Here is a 16725-nt window from a genome sequence, read left to right on the forward strand (position 1 = left end):
TGCATGCAGCTCAATTTACAGCGATGAGGTCAGCCAATGGCTCCCAGCACCAAAAGAGTACACAAGCCCGCAATCACCATGACCCGCTCGGATCATGAACGGCTGTCGAAGCTCGCTGAGACCCTGCCCGCCAAGACATCCTTCGTAGCTGATCAGCTCTTCGTCGAGCTCGACCGGGCGCGCATCGTGGCCGACGGCAGGATTTCAAGCAACATCGTGCGCATGGGATCCAGCTTGCGCTTCACCAGCGATCTCGGTGAAGACAGGTCCGTGACGCTGGTTTTCCCGGGCGAAGCGGATATTGCCAAGAACCGGATATCGATCTTCACGCCGATAGGCACCGCGCTGATCGGCCTCTCGGCGGGACAATCTATCGACTGGACCGCGCGAGACGGGCGCGTCCATCGCTTGACCGTGGAAAGCGTGACCCCGCCGAGCGGCAATTCCACAACTTCCGAATCCGCGGAGGTAAAACCATGACACGAGCTCTGCTTCCCTGCGGCATCTCCATGTTCCGAGGTTGCCTCATCGCAGGCTCGTAGCCCCTGTGCCGCCATCTGCGGCCAGGGGAATCTCCAATCTGTTTCACCACGACAACGCTCCTCAATATGGAGCGATGGAGACCTGCGATGTCGAACGAAATCTGCATCCTGACCAACGTTGACTTCACCGTCCTCGAGTTCTTGCGCGGCCGCTGCCAAGGCGCAGACGATCCGCTCGCATCTATCCTCAAGAGGAAGATAGAGTCGGCGCTTGTGATGGCTCACAGCGACGTTCCCGGCAACGTCGCCACCCTGAACAGCCGCGTCACCTTCTCCGTCGATGGCCGCGACAGGGACACAAGAATTATCTCGAGCGCCCGTTCGGAATCACCTGCCAGCATGTATTTGCCAGTCACAAACCTGCGCGGGCTGGCGCTGCTCGGCCTTGCCGAAGGCCATGGTTTTTCCTTCCTCAACAAGGAAGGTATCGAGGAGCGTGTTCTCCTCGAAAAGGTCTTGCACCAGCCAGCTATGCCAAGACAAGAGAAGGAAGCCGTCGAGGCTGTCGCCAAGCCGGCGCAACCCAAACCATTTCTCAGGCTGGTAGGAGGCACCCTCACCGACCAGGCCCCTAAGCCCCATACCGACCCCGGAGGATTCGATGATGATCCCGGCCCGTCGGCTGCCTAGCCACGCTCGTTGCCCCCGCGAAGGCCTGTTGCGTTCAACTGGACTGCCTTGAACGCGCAACTCACCATCGCCGTGCCCGTATCAATCCATGACATGCCGGCCCGCATTAGGTGATAGCTTGCCGGCCCCTCTGATCACGGACGTGATCAGCGGAAATCGCGCCATGCAAGGCCATCGTTCATCTGCATCTCTCCCCACCCGGCACTGGAACTTCGTATCTCCCGTTGGTCTTCATCGGCAAATCCCGGGCATCGGTGGCAAATTCATGTGGATTGGAGGAGCCGGAGCCTAAGGCTTCCGCAACCAGGTGCAGTCTTGTAAACACGACCACACATGCTTTGTTTCAACGGCTTACGGCGACAAAGGCGCAGCCAATCGAAGGGGTGGCGCTGATGTCAAACGAATTAAGTCCGCCAGGTTTGTTCATCATCTCTGTCCGACAGGTTCTCCCACGAACTAAGGTCTTGATTCCGGCTGCCCGAAGCGCCATTGCAAAACCTGGCTTGCCGTAGGAGGACTGCCCTTATGAAAAATGCAGACCAGTTTCCAAACCGAAGCACGCCGTCAATCAACGCCCCGGCTGATATTATCACGGAATTCGTTGCCACAGCCCATCCTGTCGATCTGGCGGATTGGCTTGGCCAACTGCCGCGTTCGGAGATCTGGTCCCTCATTGCAGACATGGATCTGGCACGGCGCGCACTCGTGTTTTCACACCTGTCCCCGGAGCTCCAGGCAGACTTGGCAGCGGAAGTTTCACCGCAAGACCTGGCCGAAATCGTTACCCAGATGGAAACAGACGACCGCGTGGACTTTTTCAACCTTCTGACCCCGGTTGAACAGCACCGTCTTGCGCAGCACCTCGCTGATGAAGAGCGCGAAAACATACGCCGTCTTTCCGCGCATGATGCAGACACCGCCGGTGCAATCATGACAACGGATTATGCGACCCTCGGGGCAGACATGACAACCCAGGAAGCGATCGCGGAACTGCGCCGCCAGGCACCGAATACCGAGACGATCTATCGCTCTTATATTCTCGATGGCACCGGCCGCCTGATCGGGTCACTCAGGTTGCACGAGCTTATCCTGGCGGTGGACGATGCCTTGATTGGCGACATTATGGATCAGTCGCCGATTTCCGTTCCTGTCACCATGGACCGGGAAGATGTTGCAAAGACAATCGCCCGCTATGACATTCTCGCATTGCCGGTGACCGATGCGGACGGCAGGTTGTTGGGGATCGTTACGCATGACGATGCGGCCGACGCAATGCAGGCTGAGACGACGGAAGACTTCCAGAAGATATCGACGGTACTGCCATTCACCCAGAACCTGCGCGAAGCCGGAATCGGCATCCTTTATTCCAAGCGTATCGTCTGGTTGGCACTGCTTGTGTTCGGCAATCTGTTTTCCGGCGCGGGCATTGCCTATTTCGAAGAGACGATACTCGCCTATGTCTCGCTTGTGTTCTTCCTGCCGCTTTTGATCGACAGCAGCGGCAATGCCGGATCACAGTCGGCCACATTGATGGTGCGCGCGCTGGCGACTGGAGATGTGGCCTTGAAGGATTGGCGAAACCTTATCCTGCGCGAGCTCGTTGTCGCTTCGGCGCTGGGCGCAACTATGGCTCTGGTTGTCTTGCCGCTTGGCGCGGTCCGCGGGGGAGCGGAAATCGCTTTGACGGTCGGGTTGACTATGTTCATGGTGGTTATCATTGGTAGCCTTGTCGGTATGTCGTTGCCATTTTTGCTCAGCCGTTTACGGCTCGATCCGGCCACAGCTAGCGGGCCGCTGGTCACGACGATTTCAGATGGTGTGGGTGTGCTGATCTATTTTTCGATCGCGACACTGGTGCTCGCGATCTGACATTGAGCTGATGCATTTGCTTTGGCGTTCGGACGGATCCAGTTGAACGCGGTAGGATCAGGTCAGGGCCGGGCAAGGGCGATGGATCAGGACATCGCAGCCAGCATCACGCAACGGGCGTCGGGTGACGCTGGCTGTCTGTGCCCGCCGGAGCAGACCGGCGGGCCCGAAACCCGGTGCAATCAGGTCGGCACTTTGACCGGCGTGTCCTGCGCATCAGCATTCTCGGCGAGCGGTCTGCAGCACGCTGGTTCCCGGTGCGCGCCAACACCGCATCATCCTGTGGAACCATACCAACTGCCGCAAGGATGCTGTTCGCAATTGCCAGGCAGCCTCCGCAGCACGGTTGAGGCGATCGGCATCAGGATGCCCGTATCATGCGTTGATGTCCCGAGCGTCCATCATCTGATCGTAGGTCGCAAGCAAGCTCGAAGCCACGACATGGGTCGCTGCGGCAGTCGTGGCAGCAAATGCAAGTCCTGCTCGCGCCGGATCCGCCATGGCGATGGCCACACCGGCTGGCGTGCTGGCAAATGAAACGGGCGCGGACTCCTCGTCCAAGACGAGGCCTCCATCATCCTCCCAGCGTGCGATGCAGGCGGCGTTTGACTGTGGTGCAGCGGTTTGCGTGTCATTTGCCTGGTCCGGAGCAAACGATTCAGGAAACAAGTTTTCGAAATCTGCTTTACAAAGCATCATGGTGCGAGACTCCCGTGTCTGGATTGGTCAATGGAATGGTGAGGGGCGGTCGCGGTGCCGAAATCCGACGGTGCGACCAGGCCGGAGACGGCTGTCATGCAGCTTGCCTGAACCCCTCATCATCCAGCACGGGGGCTGGCTGCGCGGGGCTCACCGGAGCCATTCGCAACTCGCGATCATCAAACTGCTTTACAAGATGTTTGATGTCTCCGCGGTAGATGCCGATGTCGCGAAGCAACCGGTCATCAAGCGCATCCAGCGCCGCGATCATCTTGCGGCGTCTCCACCTGCGGAGAACAAGCCGGAACAACCTGCGGAAGATTGCCAGCCGTGCGCGCGGCTCTTGAGGCTTGAAATTGGGATCGAGCATTTGGCGTGTGAGATAAATGGACATGATATCCTCCAGTCCTGAATGGCTGAAACCGGGACACAGCATTGCAGGCCAGCGCAGGAGGAACGGATACCCGTCATCACTGCCGCAGGGCGCGCAATTGCCTTTGTCATGTAGTGTGATCGTTATGAGATCGGGCAAAACCCCGAGACATGGACAGGCGCAATACGCCCGGCCCGCTCGGGGCTACCGGCGGTTCAGGAGTTGTCCTGCTGAAAGCAAGAACTTCTTATGAAGTCTGAACATCATCATGCATAGGATCTGGCCATCGAATTGCGGTCTTTCAATGGCGCAAAATCGAGTTGCGGCTTTACGTCACAGGAGATGGTGCTGCTGACCCAAATCCAGCGATCCAGGCCCTGCGAGGCACTCAATCACTTCCGACAATTGACTAACGCATGCCCCGTACCTAGCTATAGAGTCATGTTGGCACACGTTGATCAGATTCGGTTTCTCCTGCTGATCCGCTCTCTTTTCGGGACGGATTAGGTAGATCACTGCCTGCCACATTTCCGGGACCCGTCTGCTTATCGTGAGAATGACCACCTGACGACCTGTTCGGCCGACGAAAGGTATCAGCGGCTCAAGCCTTGCGCGATTTGCGCATCTTGAGCTTGGCTTTGCCCGGCGGCCGTGGACGGCGCAGCCTCACTCGATCCGCAACGGAAACGGGTTCATCACAGAGTAATTTCAGTCTGCCGCCAAGCCGCGGCCTGCCATATTTGCGAGAAAAAATTGTTGCCTCAGTCAGAAGCGATCACAACACAGTGCCCGATGCAGGGCGTGAGCCGCATCAGCAGGGTGGATCTCTCATCCATCAAACAAGGCGAGTGCGATGGCGTGACGACCGGTCCGGTCTCAGCCGGCCTCCTCCCGACCACATTATCGGCGCACATAAGCGCCAAAAAGCCTTGCTGGCCGGCTCCGGTGATTCGCCTGATCGCCGTGTCCCCCTTGAACCCGGACATGGCAGCTGATCGTGACTGGAACAGACGCAGCAGGTCCAGATCAGCGGCGGCATTGAGCATTGCTGGCACGATCCTTGATCGTTGGAGGAACGCGAATTGACCATGCACATACCTGCCTGGGCGGCCGCGACCGCACATGCCGAACCCGAAGGAAGACACCTGTGACCTGACCCGGTCATGTAGCTTCCTTCGGGCAAAACAATCCGTGCCACGAACAGCTTATATCCGGAGCAACTCAGATGATCCCTTCCATCACCCGCATCAATTGTGCCAACTGCTATGAAACCCTGCCCCGCGCTGCCTCGCACCGGTGCCCGTTCTGCCGTGCGCCGGTGTCGCAAACCGGTTTCGGCGCCACGAGCGTCTGTCTCCGTTGCAATGCCCTTATCCCCCGCGCCCACGCGGGACAATGCCCGTCCTGCACCGTCCCAAGTTTCGCCAGACCCGGCGCGGGGTTGCCGGGAGGTCAGAGGCCATGACCGCGAAGCAGCACATCAGACGCCTGGCCTGGCCAAGTGTCTCCCTGGTTCTCAGCCTGGCCCTCGTGTTGTTCCGCGCCGACCTCACCAGATATTTTGAACTCGATGAGACGGTTTCGCTCGGCCTGAAAGCCCTGGCATATTTTGCGGCCGCTTGGCTTGTCAGCCGGGTGTTCGCCATGGCCTTGGACAGGGCAGGGACACGCAGCCGACCCTACCCGCGTTTGCTCAACGACATCATTGCAGCCATCCTCTTTCTGGTCGCGTTCGTCGGAACCACCTCCTTGTTCATGGGACAGGGCGCATTCGGCGCACTCGCGGGCTCCGGACTCGTGCTCGCTATGCTGGGCTTCGCCATCAGGAACGTCGTGGCCGATACTTTGTCTGGCGTGGCGCTCGGAATCGAAGGCCCGTTTCGCATCGGCGACTGGGTCGACATTGACGGTCTGGCGCGCGGCAAGGTCGTGGAAATTGGATGGCGCACGACGCGGGTCCTTACCCGGGATTCAATGTATCTTATCTTGCCCAACAGCCAGATCGCCCGGCAGCGCATCACCAATTACTCCGCGCCCAAACCCCATTACCGCGCCCAGGTTACCATCACGCTCGACCACACGATGCCGATCGAGCAGGCCCGCAAGATTTTGCTTGGTGCCGTGCGTGAGGCGAAACTGATCCAGCACGATCCAGCGCCTGACGTGCGTGTTTTCGCGTATGAGGATGTCGGCATCATCTATGCCGTGCGTTACTGGTTGTCCCGGTTCGACAGGGATATCGATTGCCGTGATGAAGTGTACGGTCTCGTTGACGATGCGTTACGCCGCGCTGGGACAACTGCCCCCCGTCGCAGGATAGAACTGATGAATACAGAAACAGCCACTGACGCGGCACGCGCCACTGATCAGCCACCAGCGATCCTGCACCCGTTTCCCAACGCTCCGATGCCGAAGCCCTGAACTCATCGGCAACTTCACCCCCCGGAACAGGGTAACAAGACGATGTATCCCAAATATAAGCAACCTAGCCAGGAAAAGGACTCAAGCTCTCAACACATAATCTGCATTAATCTGCCGGCAATCGGCACTCCGTTACATCAATAAACCAAATATTTTACTTCAGCACGCACCATTTAGACTAGGCCAAATCAGAACACCTTCCAGTCGATGCGGATTTCTGCCTTTCCATTCCTCCACTGAAGGATGGCGGACGCGAAAGCGTCTGTTCGAGCACGGACTCTACATCATATCGCGAATCTGCTATATATTGCCGATTCTATGGAGGTTCATCTGATGAGACATGTCGCAATGGGTTTTGTTGCTGTTGGCGTTGCGCTGATGGCGCTTGCAGGCTCGCCCGCCGCCGAGGATCTGGAGGTCGGCATCACATCGGAGATGCAAAGCGTGACAGTCGAGACCATCGACGGACCGGTGGAGATCCGGCGCATCCAGGATCAGAACCACGAGATCAGGGGTGATTTCGCCAGGACCTCGCGGGCGTGCCCCCCATTTTGCATCCAGCCATTTACGCCGGCGGAAGGCGTGACGACAATCGGAGAAGTCGAGCTGATCGAAATGCTCAACGACCCGGCCGCGCTGGTCGTCGACAGCCGTACCGTCGACTGGTTTAAGGGCGGAACGATTCCCGGTGCCATTAATCTGCCATACACCGAGATGGGCGACCGGCTTACCCGGCTTGGCTGCGAGCCGGATTTCGACGGCTGGGATTGTGCCGAAGCAAAACGCGTGGCCTTGTTCTGCAATGGCCTGTGGTGCGGCCAGTCGCCGACCGCCATTCGCGCAATGATCGCCGCAGGCTACCCGGCCGAGCGCATCTTCTACTATCGCGGCGGCATGCAGAGCTGGCGCATTCTCGGCCTCACGGTAACCGGCAAGAACGAATAGAGCGTGCAAAACAGGCTTTCAAACGACGGCCTACATGCTGCATCAGTTCATGGCCGCCAGACACTTCATTTGCTGCGCATCGGCGGAATTGCAAGCACATCGATCGATGAGCTGAGCAGGACTTTTTCTGTGACGCTGCCGATGAGCAGCTTGGCAAGTCCTGTCCGGCCATGGGTCGAGACCACAATCAAGTCTGCCTTTTCTGATTCCGCCGCCGTCAGAATCTCGAGATGGGTCACTGCCGCCTCGTAGCGGACCTTTGGCAGGACATTGCCGAGCTTTGCCGTGACGACAAACTCCTCCAGATCACGTGACGCCGCTTTTTGTTCATCCGCCAGATAACGGTCCCGCTCACCCTTTGGCATGGCGTGCGACATCACAAGCCGCAGCGCCGGCGCATTGAAAATATGGAGCAAGGTGTTTCGGGCCTCCTTGCCTATCCCGAGCGCGGGGAAGCGTTGCAACGCATCGCAAGAGCTCTCGGACAGGTCGGTCGTCTGCATCACGTGCCGATAGCGTCCGGCGGGGGGCGCGTTCACCATCAGCACCGGGCAGCTCACCAGCCGGATAAGACGCTCGGCGGTGGTGCCGATGAAGACATCCTTGAGCACCTGTCTGCGGTGCGGACCGATCACCAGCAGATCCGGCCTCATGTTTTCAACCGCCTCGATGATCCCGGCGAAGGGTGACGCCAGGACAACATGCGATTCGCACTCGACGCCATCGACCTCCAGCAGCGTTGCAGCCATCTGCTGCAACAGGGTTGAAGCGGCGGCGTGCTCGGCATCGACAATGCGTCGCGGGTGATCGTCATCAACGACATGGATGAGTGTGATGGTGGCCCCAAACTGCCGCGCAAGCAACGTCGCGCGCCTCAGCGCCCTGTCCGACCGCTCGGAAAAATCCGTTGCAACCATGAGTTTCTTCATCGCATCAAATCCTTCTGCGGTGGTCTCTCCAGCCGCGTCATCTCAGCAAGGCTACACCACGTCACACCCTGTCCCAGTCTGCCTTCCACATCTGTATTACGCTAGTATAACCCGAACTTGACAAACAGGGGCTAGCGACCCTGCGAACGACGTCAGCCGCTCCCGGTGATCGCCGTCAGTCTCAGGGGCTGACGTGGCCACCCGGTGTAGAAGCAAAGTTTGAAATCTGCACGCGATCAGCCTTGGCCAGAAAGAGCCGTGCCGCTCATCGTTCTGCCCGACTGTCTCAATGGACGATTGTCACCGGGCATGCGGATTTTCTCAGTACTTCCTGAGACACAGAGCCGATCAAAAAGGATTTGAAGCCACCCTTTCCCGACGCGCCCATCACGATAAGGTCCGCACCCTTGTCGATGGCAACGTCCACAATCTTGAAGGCAGCGTCCCTGGATTTCTCCAGAATGAAGTTTCGCGCCGGGTCACCTGCTGCCAGAACAATCTCTCTTGCCTTGTCCTGAATTGCCTTGACCTCCTCCTCAGTGAGGAAATCATAAATACCCTTGCGGCTCACGATAAACTCGCGAATGATGAGTATCGAAAGTTGCGCTCCAACCGCTTTCGCCAGCGTGGCGGCATGTTCCAGTGCACGGTAGGATGGCTCCGAGCCATCGATTGCAGCCATAATATGCTTCATTCTGGTGTTCTCCGGTGTTTCAGATCCGATGCGAGATCATCTCAATCTAACCCTGCTGAGCGGGGTAAGATTTGATTTGGAACAAAGCACGCAGCGTTGCCTGGATCCTGCGCAAGCAGGATGACCCAGCAATCCCCCAGGTTGCGGCAATCTACACTTTGTCCGCTGTCGACGGGCGTGGCGCGGCAAGGATCGGCGCAAGGGTTGCCTTCGGTTTCAAACCCCTGATCGCCACCATGCCTTTACCGCGCCTGTGGCACACGACAGCGCCGCGCACCCAGTTGGATGCGCGGCGCTGAAACGTTTCAGCAAGAGGCAGGCAGATTACTGCCGCTCAAACCAACCCGTTGAATGCGACCTGTATCAGGCGGCGGCACCAGCCCGGACACGTTCCTCGATACGGCGCCCGACATCCGGATCGATGCTCTTCCAGTAATCGAATGCCCGCTCCAGCACTGGGGAGCGCACGCCGCCAAGCAGAGCGCCGCTGACCGTTTCAACCAGTTTGGCGCGCTGATCGTCATTAAAGACTTCGCGGACCAGGATACCCGGCTGGGTAAAATCGTCGTCGTCGGGACGAAGCGTATACGCGCTGCGAACCATCTCGCCGTCCGTTTCCCACCTGTCCTCGGCAGGACCGGTCTCGTCCGCCCAGCTCCGGTCGCCGCTGTTGGGCGCATAGACCGGTGCATTGCCGCTGTGTTCATAGGCCATCTGGCCATCGAACATATAGGTGTTGACCTTCACCTTCGGGCGGTTGACCGGCAACTGATGGAAATTTGTCCCAATCCGGTTGCGCTGCGCATCATTATAGGCAAAGGCGCGGCCAAGCAGCATCTTGTCCGGCGACAGGCCAATTCCCGGCACGGTATTGCCCGGCGAGAACGCAGCCTGTTCGATTTGCGCGAAGAAGTTCTCCGGGTTGCGGTTGAGTGTCATGGTGCCGACTTCGATCAACGGATAGTCCGCATGAGGCCAGGTCTTGGTCAGATCGAACGGGTTGATGCGATAGGTCTTGGCCTCGGCATAAGGCATGACCTGGACCGACATGGTCCAGACAGGATGTTCACCGCGCGCAATCGCATCGAACAGGTCACGGCGATGGAAATCGGCGTCCGCCCCTGACATTGCCGAGGCTTCCTGGTTGGTGAAGAACTCCATGCCCTGATGGGTGTGGAAATGGTATTTCACCCAGAATTTCTCGCCCGCGGCATTGATCCACATATAGGTGTGCGAACCATAGCCATTCATGTTGCGCCATGTCCGCGGCAGACCGCGCTGCCCCATCAGATAGGTTACCTGGTGGGCCGATTCGGGGTTGTTGGTCCAGAAATCCCATTGCATGTGGTTGTCGCGGAGGCCGGAGTCGGGCAGGCGTTTCTGGCTGCGGATGAAATGTGGAAATTTCATCGGATCGCGAACGAAGAAGATCGGCGTGTTGTTTCCGACCAGGTCGTAATTGCCTTCGTCGGTGTAAAACTTGAGCGAGAAGCCGCGGACATCCCGCCAGGTGTCGGGGCTGCCGGACTCCCCTGCCACGGTAGAAAACCGCGCCAGCATATCCGTGGATGCGCCCTTCTGGAACAAGGACGCCTTGGTGTAGGCAGAAACGTCCGCAGTTGTCTTGAACACCCCGAAGGCGCCCGAGCCCTTCGCATGCGGCTGGCGCTCCGGAACCTTCTCACGGTTAAAATGCGCCATTTGCTCGAGAAAGTGGACATCGTGCAACACGATTGGGCCATCGGGGCCGATCGTCAGAGAGTTGCGATCACTTGCCGCCGGAGCACCGGTGCTCATCGTTGAGCCAGTACCGTGCTTCTTGTCTTTATCTGTCATGTCCGTTTCTCCATTACGCTTAATGCCACGCATCGTTCATCGGCACCATCGGGTGCCGTTCTCTTGAAGGTAGTAAGGCCATCCACCTTTGCCAAGGGTACCAGATACCATGCCCGGCACGTGTCCGGAATAGCCACCTGTTGTTCACATCGCAATCGCTGCAATGTGCCGCATCACCCCAGTCTCATGCGATGGCGATGCTGTGACCGGGCTTTGTCAGCCATGTCTGGTGTGAGTGATACCCGCCACCGAAACACCAGGCTTCCCGCCGCCGTGTGCAAGTTGCTTGCCGGCTCTAAGATTACACCCTAGGTTGATCTTACCTGTGTGCACCGCGCGACGGTGGCCAGGCGCGGTTTTCTCAACAAAGAGAGGATACATCATGTCAACCTGGCTCCCAAGCCTCATCACCGAGACCCCGCAAGACGGGTATGATCTGGCCGTCAAACTGTCACGTGTCGCTGTCAAGCTGACGCAACCCGACCCGGCAGCCCGCGAGCGCATGCGCCCGGTCTACGCCGAAGATGCCGACTCGCTGATCGCAGTCAGCCAGGTCGTCGCCACCCATTTTGCCACGGTTGCAGCCGCCAATGGCTATTGGAAGGGTGCACCGTAACACCGCTGGTAATTCCTGCGCCATTCGCGACACAACCGCCACCCGCATGCGGCGGCTGGCCCTCGTTCAGATGATGCCCATCGCCCGCATGGCATCCGCCACGCGCACGAAGCCGGCAATATTTGCCCCCAGAGCATAATCGCCCGGCGCACCGAACTCCTCTGCAGTCTGATCACAGGCCGCATGGATTCCGCGCATGATCTCGGCCAGCCGGTCTTCCGTCTTCTGAAAGGACCAGCTGTCGCGGCTTGCATTCTGCTGCATTTCCAGCGCCGATGTGGCGACACCTCCCGCATTTGCGGCCTTGCCGGGAGCGAACATGATACCGGCGGACCGGAAATGCTGCACCGCTTCGGGGGTGCATGGCATGTTGGCTCCTTCAGCGACGACGATCACACCATTCTTGACCAACGCCTTGGCATCTGTGCCGTTCAGCTCGTTCTGGGTAGCGCACGGCAACGCGATCTCGCATGGAACCTGCCAGACCGAACCACACTTTACGTAGGTGCAGCCTTGTCCTTTGAGATCCGCATATTCGGAAATCCGGGCGCGTCGCGATTCCTTGATCTGCTTGACAAGCTCGAGATCGATGCCGTTTTCATCGACAATGTAGCCGCTGGAATCGGAGCAGGCGACGATCTTGCCACCGAAGGACAGGATCTTCTCCATGGCATAGATGGCAACATTGCCAGAACCCGAGACGACGCAGCGCTTGCCTTCGAAATCGGTGCCCTTCTTCTCAAGCATCGATTGCACGAAATAGGCCAGACCAAATCCGGTCGCCTCTTTCCGCGCCCGCGATCCACCGTAGGCCAGGCCCTTGCCAGTCAGAACGCCGGCTTCGAAACGATTGTTCAAGCGCTTGTACATGCCGAACATGTAGCCGATTTCCCGCGCACCGACGCCAATATCACCAGCAGGAACGTCGACATACTCGCCGATATGCCGGTGCAGTTCGATCATGAAGGATTGGCAAAAGCGCATGATTTCACGGTCCGAGCGCCCCTTCGGATCAAAATCCGAGCCGCCCTTGCCGCCGCCAATGGGCATACCTGTCAGCGCGTTCTTGAACACCTGTTCAAAACCGAGAAACTTGATGATTCCGACATTGACCGACGGGTGAAAGCGAACGCCCCCCTTGTAAGGGCCCAGTGACGAATTGAACTGAACGCGAAATCCGCGGTTGATCCGCACCTGGTTGTTGTCGTCGATCCAGGGAACTCGAAAGATGATCTGCCGCTCCGGTTCGCAGATCCGCTCGATCAGCGCCTCATCCGAATATTCGGGATGCCGCGCGACAACTCGTCCCAGACTTTCCAGCACCTCGCGGACCGCCTGGTGAAATTCCGGCTCACCGGCATTGCGGTGCAGAACGGTGGCAAGGATAGGTTGTAGTTTTTCATCAATTCCATTCAACGGGGTAAGTCCTCTTCTTGCGGTTTGGAATGTGTTTGGCGCACGATTGTGACAAACGCAATGGTGGATCCGCATTGCTATCACGATTGCAGGCTTCAAGATTCGCTCTCGTCCTGGTTTAAATCTCGCTTTCCTTCACTTTCAAAAGAGGCAATGACGATGACTTCCTCACACTGCCACTCCGACTGGAGAAGGCGCAAAGGAAGTGGATCGGCCTCTGCGCCGGTCCCCGGCGGCGTCAAAACTTCTTCCCTGCTTCGATGGCTGGTCCACGAACGCAGATCTTCGTCTTCCGATCGCGACATCGGCGGAACCAAGCTTCACAAAACAAACCGGAATTTGACCCGGCTGAGAGGAAAGCGCTGCTCGGACCTGCGAGCTCTCGTCTGGAACCTAAAGTCATACGGTGCATATCATTATTCGGCATAGACATTTCCCCAAATGGCAGATTATGGTCGCACCGATGCGGTCTTTCAGAGTGTCAGACCCGCTCATTACGAGCCTTTTCAATTTTGGAGGAACCAGCATGGATCGTCGGTCTTTTATTCGTAACGCAGGGGTTGTGGGAGTGGGCGCCGTTGCGACCAGCCTGGCGGCTCCCGCAATCGCCCAAGGCAACATCACCTGGCGAATGGTCACAACCTGGCCAAAGAATTTTCCCGGTCTGGGTGTTGGCGCACAGCGCCTCGCCGATCGCATCACGACCGCGTCAGGCGGCCGGCTGACGGTTCAGGTCTATTCCGCCGGCGAGTTGGTTCCGCCACTCCAGTCTCTGGACGCCGTGATCGACGGCACTGCGGAAATGAGCCATGGCGCGGCCTATTACTGGCAGAACAAGTCACCTGCCCTGTCTTTCTTTACAGGCGTTCCCTACGGCATGACCACACCCGAATTGACGGCCTGGGTCCGCTATATGGGCGGTCAGGAAATCTGGGACGAGATCTATGACCAGTTCGGCGTGCAGGGCTTCTTGTCGGGCAACACCGGCACACAGACCGGTGGCTGGTTCCGCGACGAGTTGAAAAGTCTCGAAGACGTCAAGGGCATCCGGTTCCGCACGCCGGGCCTGGGTGGTCAGGTCTGGGAAAAGCTCGGCGCCACTGTTACCAACATGGCCGCAGGCGAGATTTTCCAGGCGTTGCAGTCCGGTACACTCGATGCGGCCGAATTCGTCGGCCCCTACAACGATCTGGCGCTCGGCTTTTACCAGGTCGCCAAGAACTACTACATGCCGTCTTTTGTTGAAGCGGGTCTGGCGACTGAACTTGTCGTCGACAAGAAGAAGTACCAGGAACTGCCTGCGGATCTTCAGGCGATCATCCGCGACATCTCCCAGGCGGAATATGATCAGGTCTCATCCGACTTCATCGCCAACGACCCGCGCGCGCTCAAGACGCTGGTCGACGATCATGGCGTGATCGTGCGCAACTTCCCCGACGACATCATGGAAGCGGGCGCCAAGGCGTCGGTCGAAGTGATCGAAGCACTGCGCAACAGCGATGATCCACTGGTCAAGAAGACGGCAGAGAGCTTCATCGAAGCGATGAACCTGGTGCGCATCCGCACTGAAAAGATCGACGCGCCTTATGTGTCGGCGCGCGAAAAGTACCTCAAGTACTGAAGATCAAAGCTCAGCGAAGCAATCAGGGCCCGGTGCAAAACACCGGGCCCGTTTTTTTTGGCTCACCCCGCCACCAGACGAGGCAGCCAGGTGACGATTTCGGGAAAGATAAACAGGATGGCGATTGCCACGATCTGCAACGCGACAAATGGAAGGATGCCTTTGTAGATGGCGCTGGTCGGCAAACCGTCTGGCGCCACGCCCCGCAGATAGAAGAGCGCAAAACCGAAAGGCGGCGTCAGAAAGGATGTTTGCAGGTTGACCCCGACCAGCACGCCCAGCCAGATCGGATCGATATCCAGCGCCAGCAGGACCGGTGCGGTGATCGGGATAACAATGAAGATGATCTCGAACGTGTCCAGGATGAAACCCAGAAAGAACATGATCACCATCACCACAGCGACCGCCGCCAAAGGTCCGCCGGGCAGATTACCCAGGAATTCATGCACCAGATTGTCACCACCCATCATCCGGAACACCACCGAGAAAACGGATGCACCGAGCAGGATGACGAACACCATGCTGGTGATTGTCGCCGTGGAAATGACCGTTTCCCTGATAATCTTGTAGGACAGACGCCAGCGCAGCGCTGCGAGAACCATCGCGCCGACCGCGCCGACAGAGGCAGCCTCGGTGGGAGTGGCAATCCCGCCGAGAATGGACCCCAGCACGGCGAGGATAAGCAGCAGCGGCGGAACCAGCGCGACGAGTATCTCCCGGATCAGATCGCCCTTTTCCTCGGGCGGGACCGGCGTGGCTGGGCAAGAGGCGGGATCGGTCACTGCCTTGAACAAGACCCAGATCAGATAAAGTGAAACCAGCAACAGGCCCGGCAGCAGCGCTCCGGCAAACAGATCGCCCACCGAAACCGGCATCGGAGCGAAATTGCCCTTGGCCATCTGTACCTGGCTGTTGATGCCGGAGAGCATGTCTCCCATGAAAATCAGCACGGTGGAAGGCGGGATGATCTGGCCAAGCGTGCCGCTGGCACAGATCACGCCGGTGGCCAGCTTTGGATCGTAACCGGCCCGCAACATCGCAGGAAGCGAGATCAACCCCATGGTCACCACTGTCGCACCGACGACGCCGGTTGAGGCGGCCAACATGGCGCCGACAAGGATCACCGAAAAACCGAGCCCGCCGCGCAGGTTTCCGAACAGTTTGCCCATGGTCAGCAAAAGCTGCTCTGCAATCTGGCTTCGTTCCAGCATCACCCCCATAAAGATGAACAGGGGCACGGCCACCAGGACCTCATTGGTCATGAAGCCGATATAGCGGTTGGGCAGCGACCCGAAATTCGAGGGATCGAAGACGCCCAAGACCAGGCCGACGCCACCGAACAACAGCGAGACACCGGCCAGCGTGAAGGCAACAGGAAAGCCAATCAGCAAAAAGCCGATCACGCCAAAAAACATCAAGGCGGCGAGAATTTCGCCAATCAGTATCGGATCCATCAGGCAGCTCCCTTGGGCAGATCAGAGAGAGCCTGGTCCGAACCGTATTGAATTGACTTGGGCACCAGTTGCTCATTTCCCGAAAGCACAAGGATTGACCGGATAGCCATTGCCAGCCCCTGAAGCGCAAGCAGCACCGCAAAGGCTATAATGAAGGTCTTGAGGATGAAAAGCCCCTGCATCCCGCCAACATTCGCGGAAGCCTCACGATAACTCCAGGCGCGAACCACAAAGGGCATGGAATACTGGTAAACCACCCAGGTAAACGGCAACAGAAAAAGGAAGACGCCGATGAGATCGGACCACGCCTTTGTCCTCACCCGTGCCGGCCGATAGAAAATATCCACCCGAACATGATCGTTGCGGAGCAGGGCAAATCCCGCCACCGCTGTAAACATTGCTCCATTCAACCAGACATAGAGGTCCTGCATCCAGAGATGACTGACCGAAAACAGGTAGCGCTGGACGACCACCGTGAAGCACACGACGACGATGCCCAGCGACAGCCAGGCGAAGGTTCGGCCAATGAACAGGTTGACCGCGCATATCGAAGCGGCAATTCCAGCAAGAAAACGCACCTTTCTCCCCTTTTCTGATCATTATTTTTGTCTGGACTGTAATCAAAGTGCGAGGCGCAAAAGTCAAGAATTAGATATCCGGAAATCCGTCTCGATCGTTTC

General features: G+C 58.2%; 17 protein-coding genes. 8 read left to right on the plus strand and 9 right to left on the minus strand.

The window, feature by feature from the left end; all coding sequences use genetic code 11:
• The first annotated feature begins 36 nt into the window (after positions 1–36).
• The 3 genes from rnk to mgtE all read left to right on the plus strand — a co-directional run bounded on the left by rnk (position 37) and on the right by mgtE (position 3041).
• Positions 37–480 (plus strand): nucleoside diphosphate kinase regulator, encoded by a 444-nt coding sequence (rnk, locus tag PZ897_RS14150; protein ID WP_275753107.1) that lies wholly within the window; start codon positions 37–39, stop codon positions 478–480.
• Between the two features lie 149 nt (positions 481–629).
• Entirely contained in the window at positions 630–1172 is a 543-nt protein-coding gene (locus tag PZ897_RS14155) for a nucleoside-diphosphate kinase (RefSeq protein ID WP_275753108.1), read from the plus strand.
• A gap of 525 nt (positions 1173–1697) precedes the next feature.
• Positions 1698–3041: a magnesium transporter gene (gene mgtE, locus PZ897_RS14160; protein ID WP_275753109.1), complete on the plus strand. Its 1344-nt coding sequence runs from the start codon at positions 1698–1700 to the stop codon at positions 3039–3041.
• A gap of 375 nt (positions 3042–3416) precedes the next feature.
• Here the strand turns inward: mgtE and PZ897_RS14165 are convergent, their stop codons facing one another.
• From PZ897_RS14165 to PZ897_RS14175, 3 genes are all read right to left on the minus strand, one after another.
• On the minus strand, positions 3417–3602 hold the full coding sequence (locus PZ897_RS14165) for a hypothetical protein (RefSeq protein ID WP_275753111.1): 186 nt from the start codon (positions 3600–3602) through the stop codon (positions 3417–3419).
• A 232-nt stretch (positions 3603–3834) separates the two neighbouring features.
• The gene (locus tag PZ897_RS14170) at positions 3835–4134 is read right to left on the minus strand and encodes a DUF1127 domain-containing protein (RefSeq protein ID WP_275753112.1); all 300 of its coding nucleotides are present in this window, start codon (positions 4132–4134) and stop codon (positions 3835–3837) included.
• Positions 4135–4874: 740 nt separating this feature from the next.
• Positions 4875–5159 carry a hypothetical protein gene (locus tag PZ897_RS14175; protein ID WP_275753114.1) on the minus strand — a complete coding sequence of 95 codons (285 nt, stop codon included), beginning with the start codon at positions 5157–5159 and terminating at the stop codon, positions 4875–4877.
• Positions 5160–5574: 415 nt separating this feature from the next.
• On the opposite strand from PZ897_RS14175, the gene PZ897_RS14180 reads away from it, so the two are divergent.
• Both PZ897_RS14180 and PZ897_RS14185 read left to right on the plus strand, forming a co-directional pair.
• Positions 5575–6534, plus strand: coding sequence for a mechanosensitive ion channel family protein (locus tag PZ897_RS14180; protein WP_275753116.1), 960 nt, complete (start codon positions 5575–5577; stop codon positions 6532–6534).
• 333 nt (positions 6535–6867) lie between these two features.
• A complete protein-coding gene (locus tag PZ897_RS14185) occupies positions 6868–7479 on the plus strand; it encodes a rhodanese-like domain-containing protein (protein ID WP_275753117.1) in 612 nt (203 codons plus the stop codon).
• A 65-nt stretch (positions 7480–7544) separates the two neighbouring features.
• Here PZ897_RS14185 and PZ897_RS14190 read toward each other — a convergent pair whose 3' ends face one another.
• Both PZ897_RS14190 and PZ897_RS14195 read right to left on the minus strand, forming a co-directional pair.
• A complete protein-coding gene (locus PZ897_RS14190) occupies positions 7545–8408 on the minus strand; it encodes a universal stress protein (protein WP_275753119.1) in 864 nt (287 codons plus the stop codon).
• A gap of 286 nt (positions 8409–8694) precedes the next feature.
• The gene (locus PZ897_RS14195; RefSeq protein ID WP_275753121.1) at positions 8695–9102 is read right to left on the minus strand and encodes a universal stress protein; all 408 of its coding nucleotides are present in this window, start codon (positions 9100–9102) and stop codon (positions 8695–8697) included.
• Positions 9103–9173: 71 nt separating this feature from the next.
• Between PZ897_RS14195 and PZ897_RS14200 the strand changes: the two genes are divergently transcribed.
• Positions 9174–9401 (plus strand): hypothetical protein, encoded by a 228-nt coding sequence (locus PZ897_RS14200; RefSeq protein WP_275753123.1) that lies wholly within the window; start codon positions 9174–9176, stop codon positions 9399–9401.
• Positions 9402–9465: 64 nt separating this feature from the next.
• On the opposite strand, the gene PZ897_RS14205 is transcribed toward PZ897_RS14200, so the two are convergent.
• Positions 9466–10938 carry a catalase gene (locus tag PZ897_RS14205; protein ID WP_275753125.1) on the minus strand — a complete coding sequence of 491 codons (1473 nt, stop codon included), beginning with the start codon at positions 10936–10938 and terminating at the stop codon, positions 9466–9468.
• Between the two features lie 379 nt (positions 10939–11317).
• Between PZ897_RS14205 and PZ897_RS14210 the strand changes: the two genes are divergently transcribed.
• A complete protein-coding gene (locus PZ897_RS14210) occupies positions 11318–11554 on the plus strand; it encodes a hexameric tyrosine-coordinated heme protein (protein WP_275753170.1) in 237 nt (78 codons plus the stop codon).
• Between the two features lie 66 nt (positions 11555–11620).
• Here the strand turns inward: PZ897_RS14210 and gdhA are convergent, their stop codons facing one another.
• Complete coding sequence (gene gdhA, locus PZ897_RS14215; RefSeq protein WP_275753128.1) at positions 11621–12970, minus strand: NADP-specific glutamate dehydrogenase; 1350 nt, start codon at positions 12968–12970, stop codon at positions 11621–11623.
• A 526-nt stretch (positions 12971–13496) separates the two neighbouring features.
• Between gdhA and PZ897_RS14220 the strand changes: the two genes are divergently transcribed.
• Positions 13497–14591 (plus strand): TRAP transporter substrate-binding protein, encoded by a 1095-nt coding sequence (locus tag PZ897_RS14220; protein ID WP_275753129.1) that lies wholly within the window; start codon positions 13497–13499, stop codon positions 14589–14591.
• Between the two features lie 62 nt (positions 14592–14653).
• Here PZ897_RS14220 and PZ897_RS14225 read toward each other — a convergent pair whose 3' ends face one another.
• Together PZ897_RS14225 and PZ897_RS14230 are read right to left on the minus strand one after the other, a co-directional pair.
• A complete protein-coding gene (locus PZ897_RS14225) occupies positions 14654–16045 on the minus strand; it encodes a TRAP transporter large permease subunit (RefSeq protein ID WP_275753131.1) in 1392 nt (463 codons plus the stop codon).
• Positions 16045–16623, minus strand: coding sequence for a TRAP transporter small permease subunit (locus tag PZ897_RS14230; protein ID WP_275753132.1), 579 nt, complete (start codon positions 16621–16623; stop codon positions 16045–16047). The genes PZ897_RS14225 and PZ897_RS14230 overlap by 1 nt, the downstream gene beginning before the upstream one ends.
• Positions 16624–16725 lie beyond the last annotated feature (102 nt).

Source organism: Hoeflea sp. YIM 152468, from assembly GCF_029210485.1.
Classification (GTDB): domain Bacteria; phylum Pseudomonadota; class Alphaproteobacteria; order Rhizobiales; family Rhizobiaceae; genus Hoeflea.

Bases quoted from the DNA above. Each gene is read 5' to 3' on its own strand.
- PZ897_RS14155 (WP_275753108.1), top strand. From the start codon at position 630: ATGTCGAACGAAATCTGCATCCTGACCAACGTTGACTTCACCGTCCTC.
- PZ897_RS14225 (WP_275753131.1), bottom strand. From the start codon at position 16,045: ATGGATCCGATACTGATTGGCGAAATTCTCGCCGCCTTGATGTTTTTT.
- PZ897_RS14170 (WP_275753112.1), bottom strand. From the start codon at position 4,134: ATGTCCATTTATCTCACACGCCAAATGCTCGATCCCAATTTCAAGCCT.
- PZ897_RS14190 (WP_275753119.1), bottom strand. From the start codon at position 8,408: ATGAAGAAACTCATGGTTGCAACGGATTTTTCCGAGCGGTCGGACAGG.
- PZ897_RS14175 (WP_275753114.1), bottom strand. From the start codon at position 5,159: ATGCTCAATGCCGCCGCTGATCTGGACCTGCTGCGTCTGTTCCAGTCA.
- PZ897_RS14220 (WP_275753129.1), top strand. From the start codon at position 13,497: ATGGATCGTCGGTCTTTTATTCGTAACGCAGGGGTTGTGGGAGTGGGC.
- PZ897_RS14205 (WP_275753125.1), bottom strand. From the start codon at position 10,938: ATGACAGATAAAGACAAGAAGCACGGTACTGGCTCAACGATGAGCACC.
- PZ897_RS14195 (WP_275753121.1), bottom strand. From the start codon at position 9,102: ATGAAGCATATTATGGCTGCAATCGATGGCTCGGAGCCATCCTACCGT.
- rnk (WP_275753107.1), top strand. From the start codon at position 37: ATGGCTCCCAGCACCAAAAGAGTACACAAGCCCGCAATCACCATGACC.
- PZ897_RS14180 (WP_275753116.1), top strand. From the start codon at position 5,575: ATGACCGCGAAGCAGCACATCAGACGCCTGGCCTGGCCAAGTGTCTCC.
- PZ897_RS14185 (WP_275753117.1), top strand. From the start codon at position 6,868: ATGAGACATGTCGCAATGGGTTTTGTTGCTGTTGGCGTTGCGCTGATG.
- mgtE (WP_275753109.1), top strand. From the start codon at position 1,698: ATGAAAAATGCAGACCAGTTTCCAAACCGAAGCACGCCGTCAATCAAC.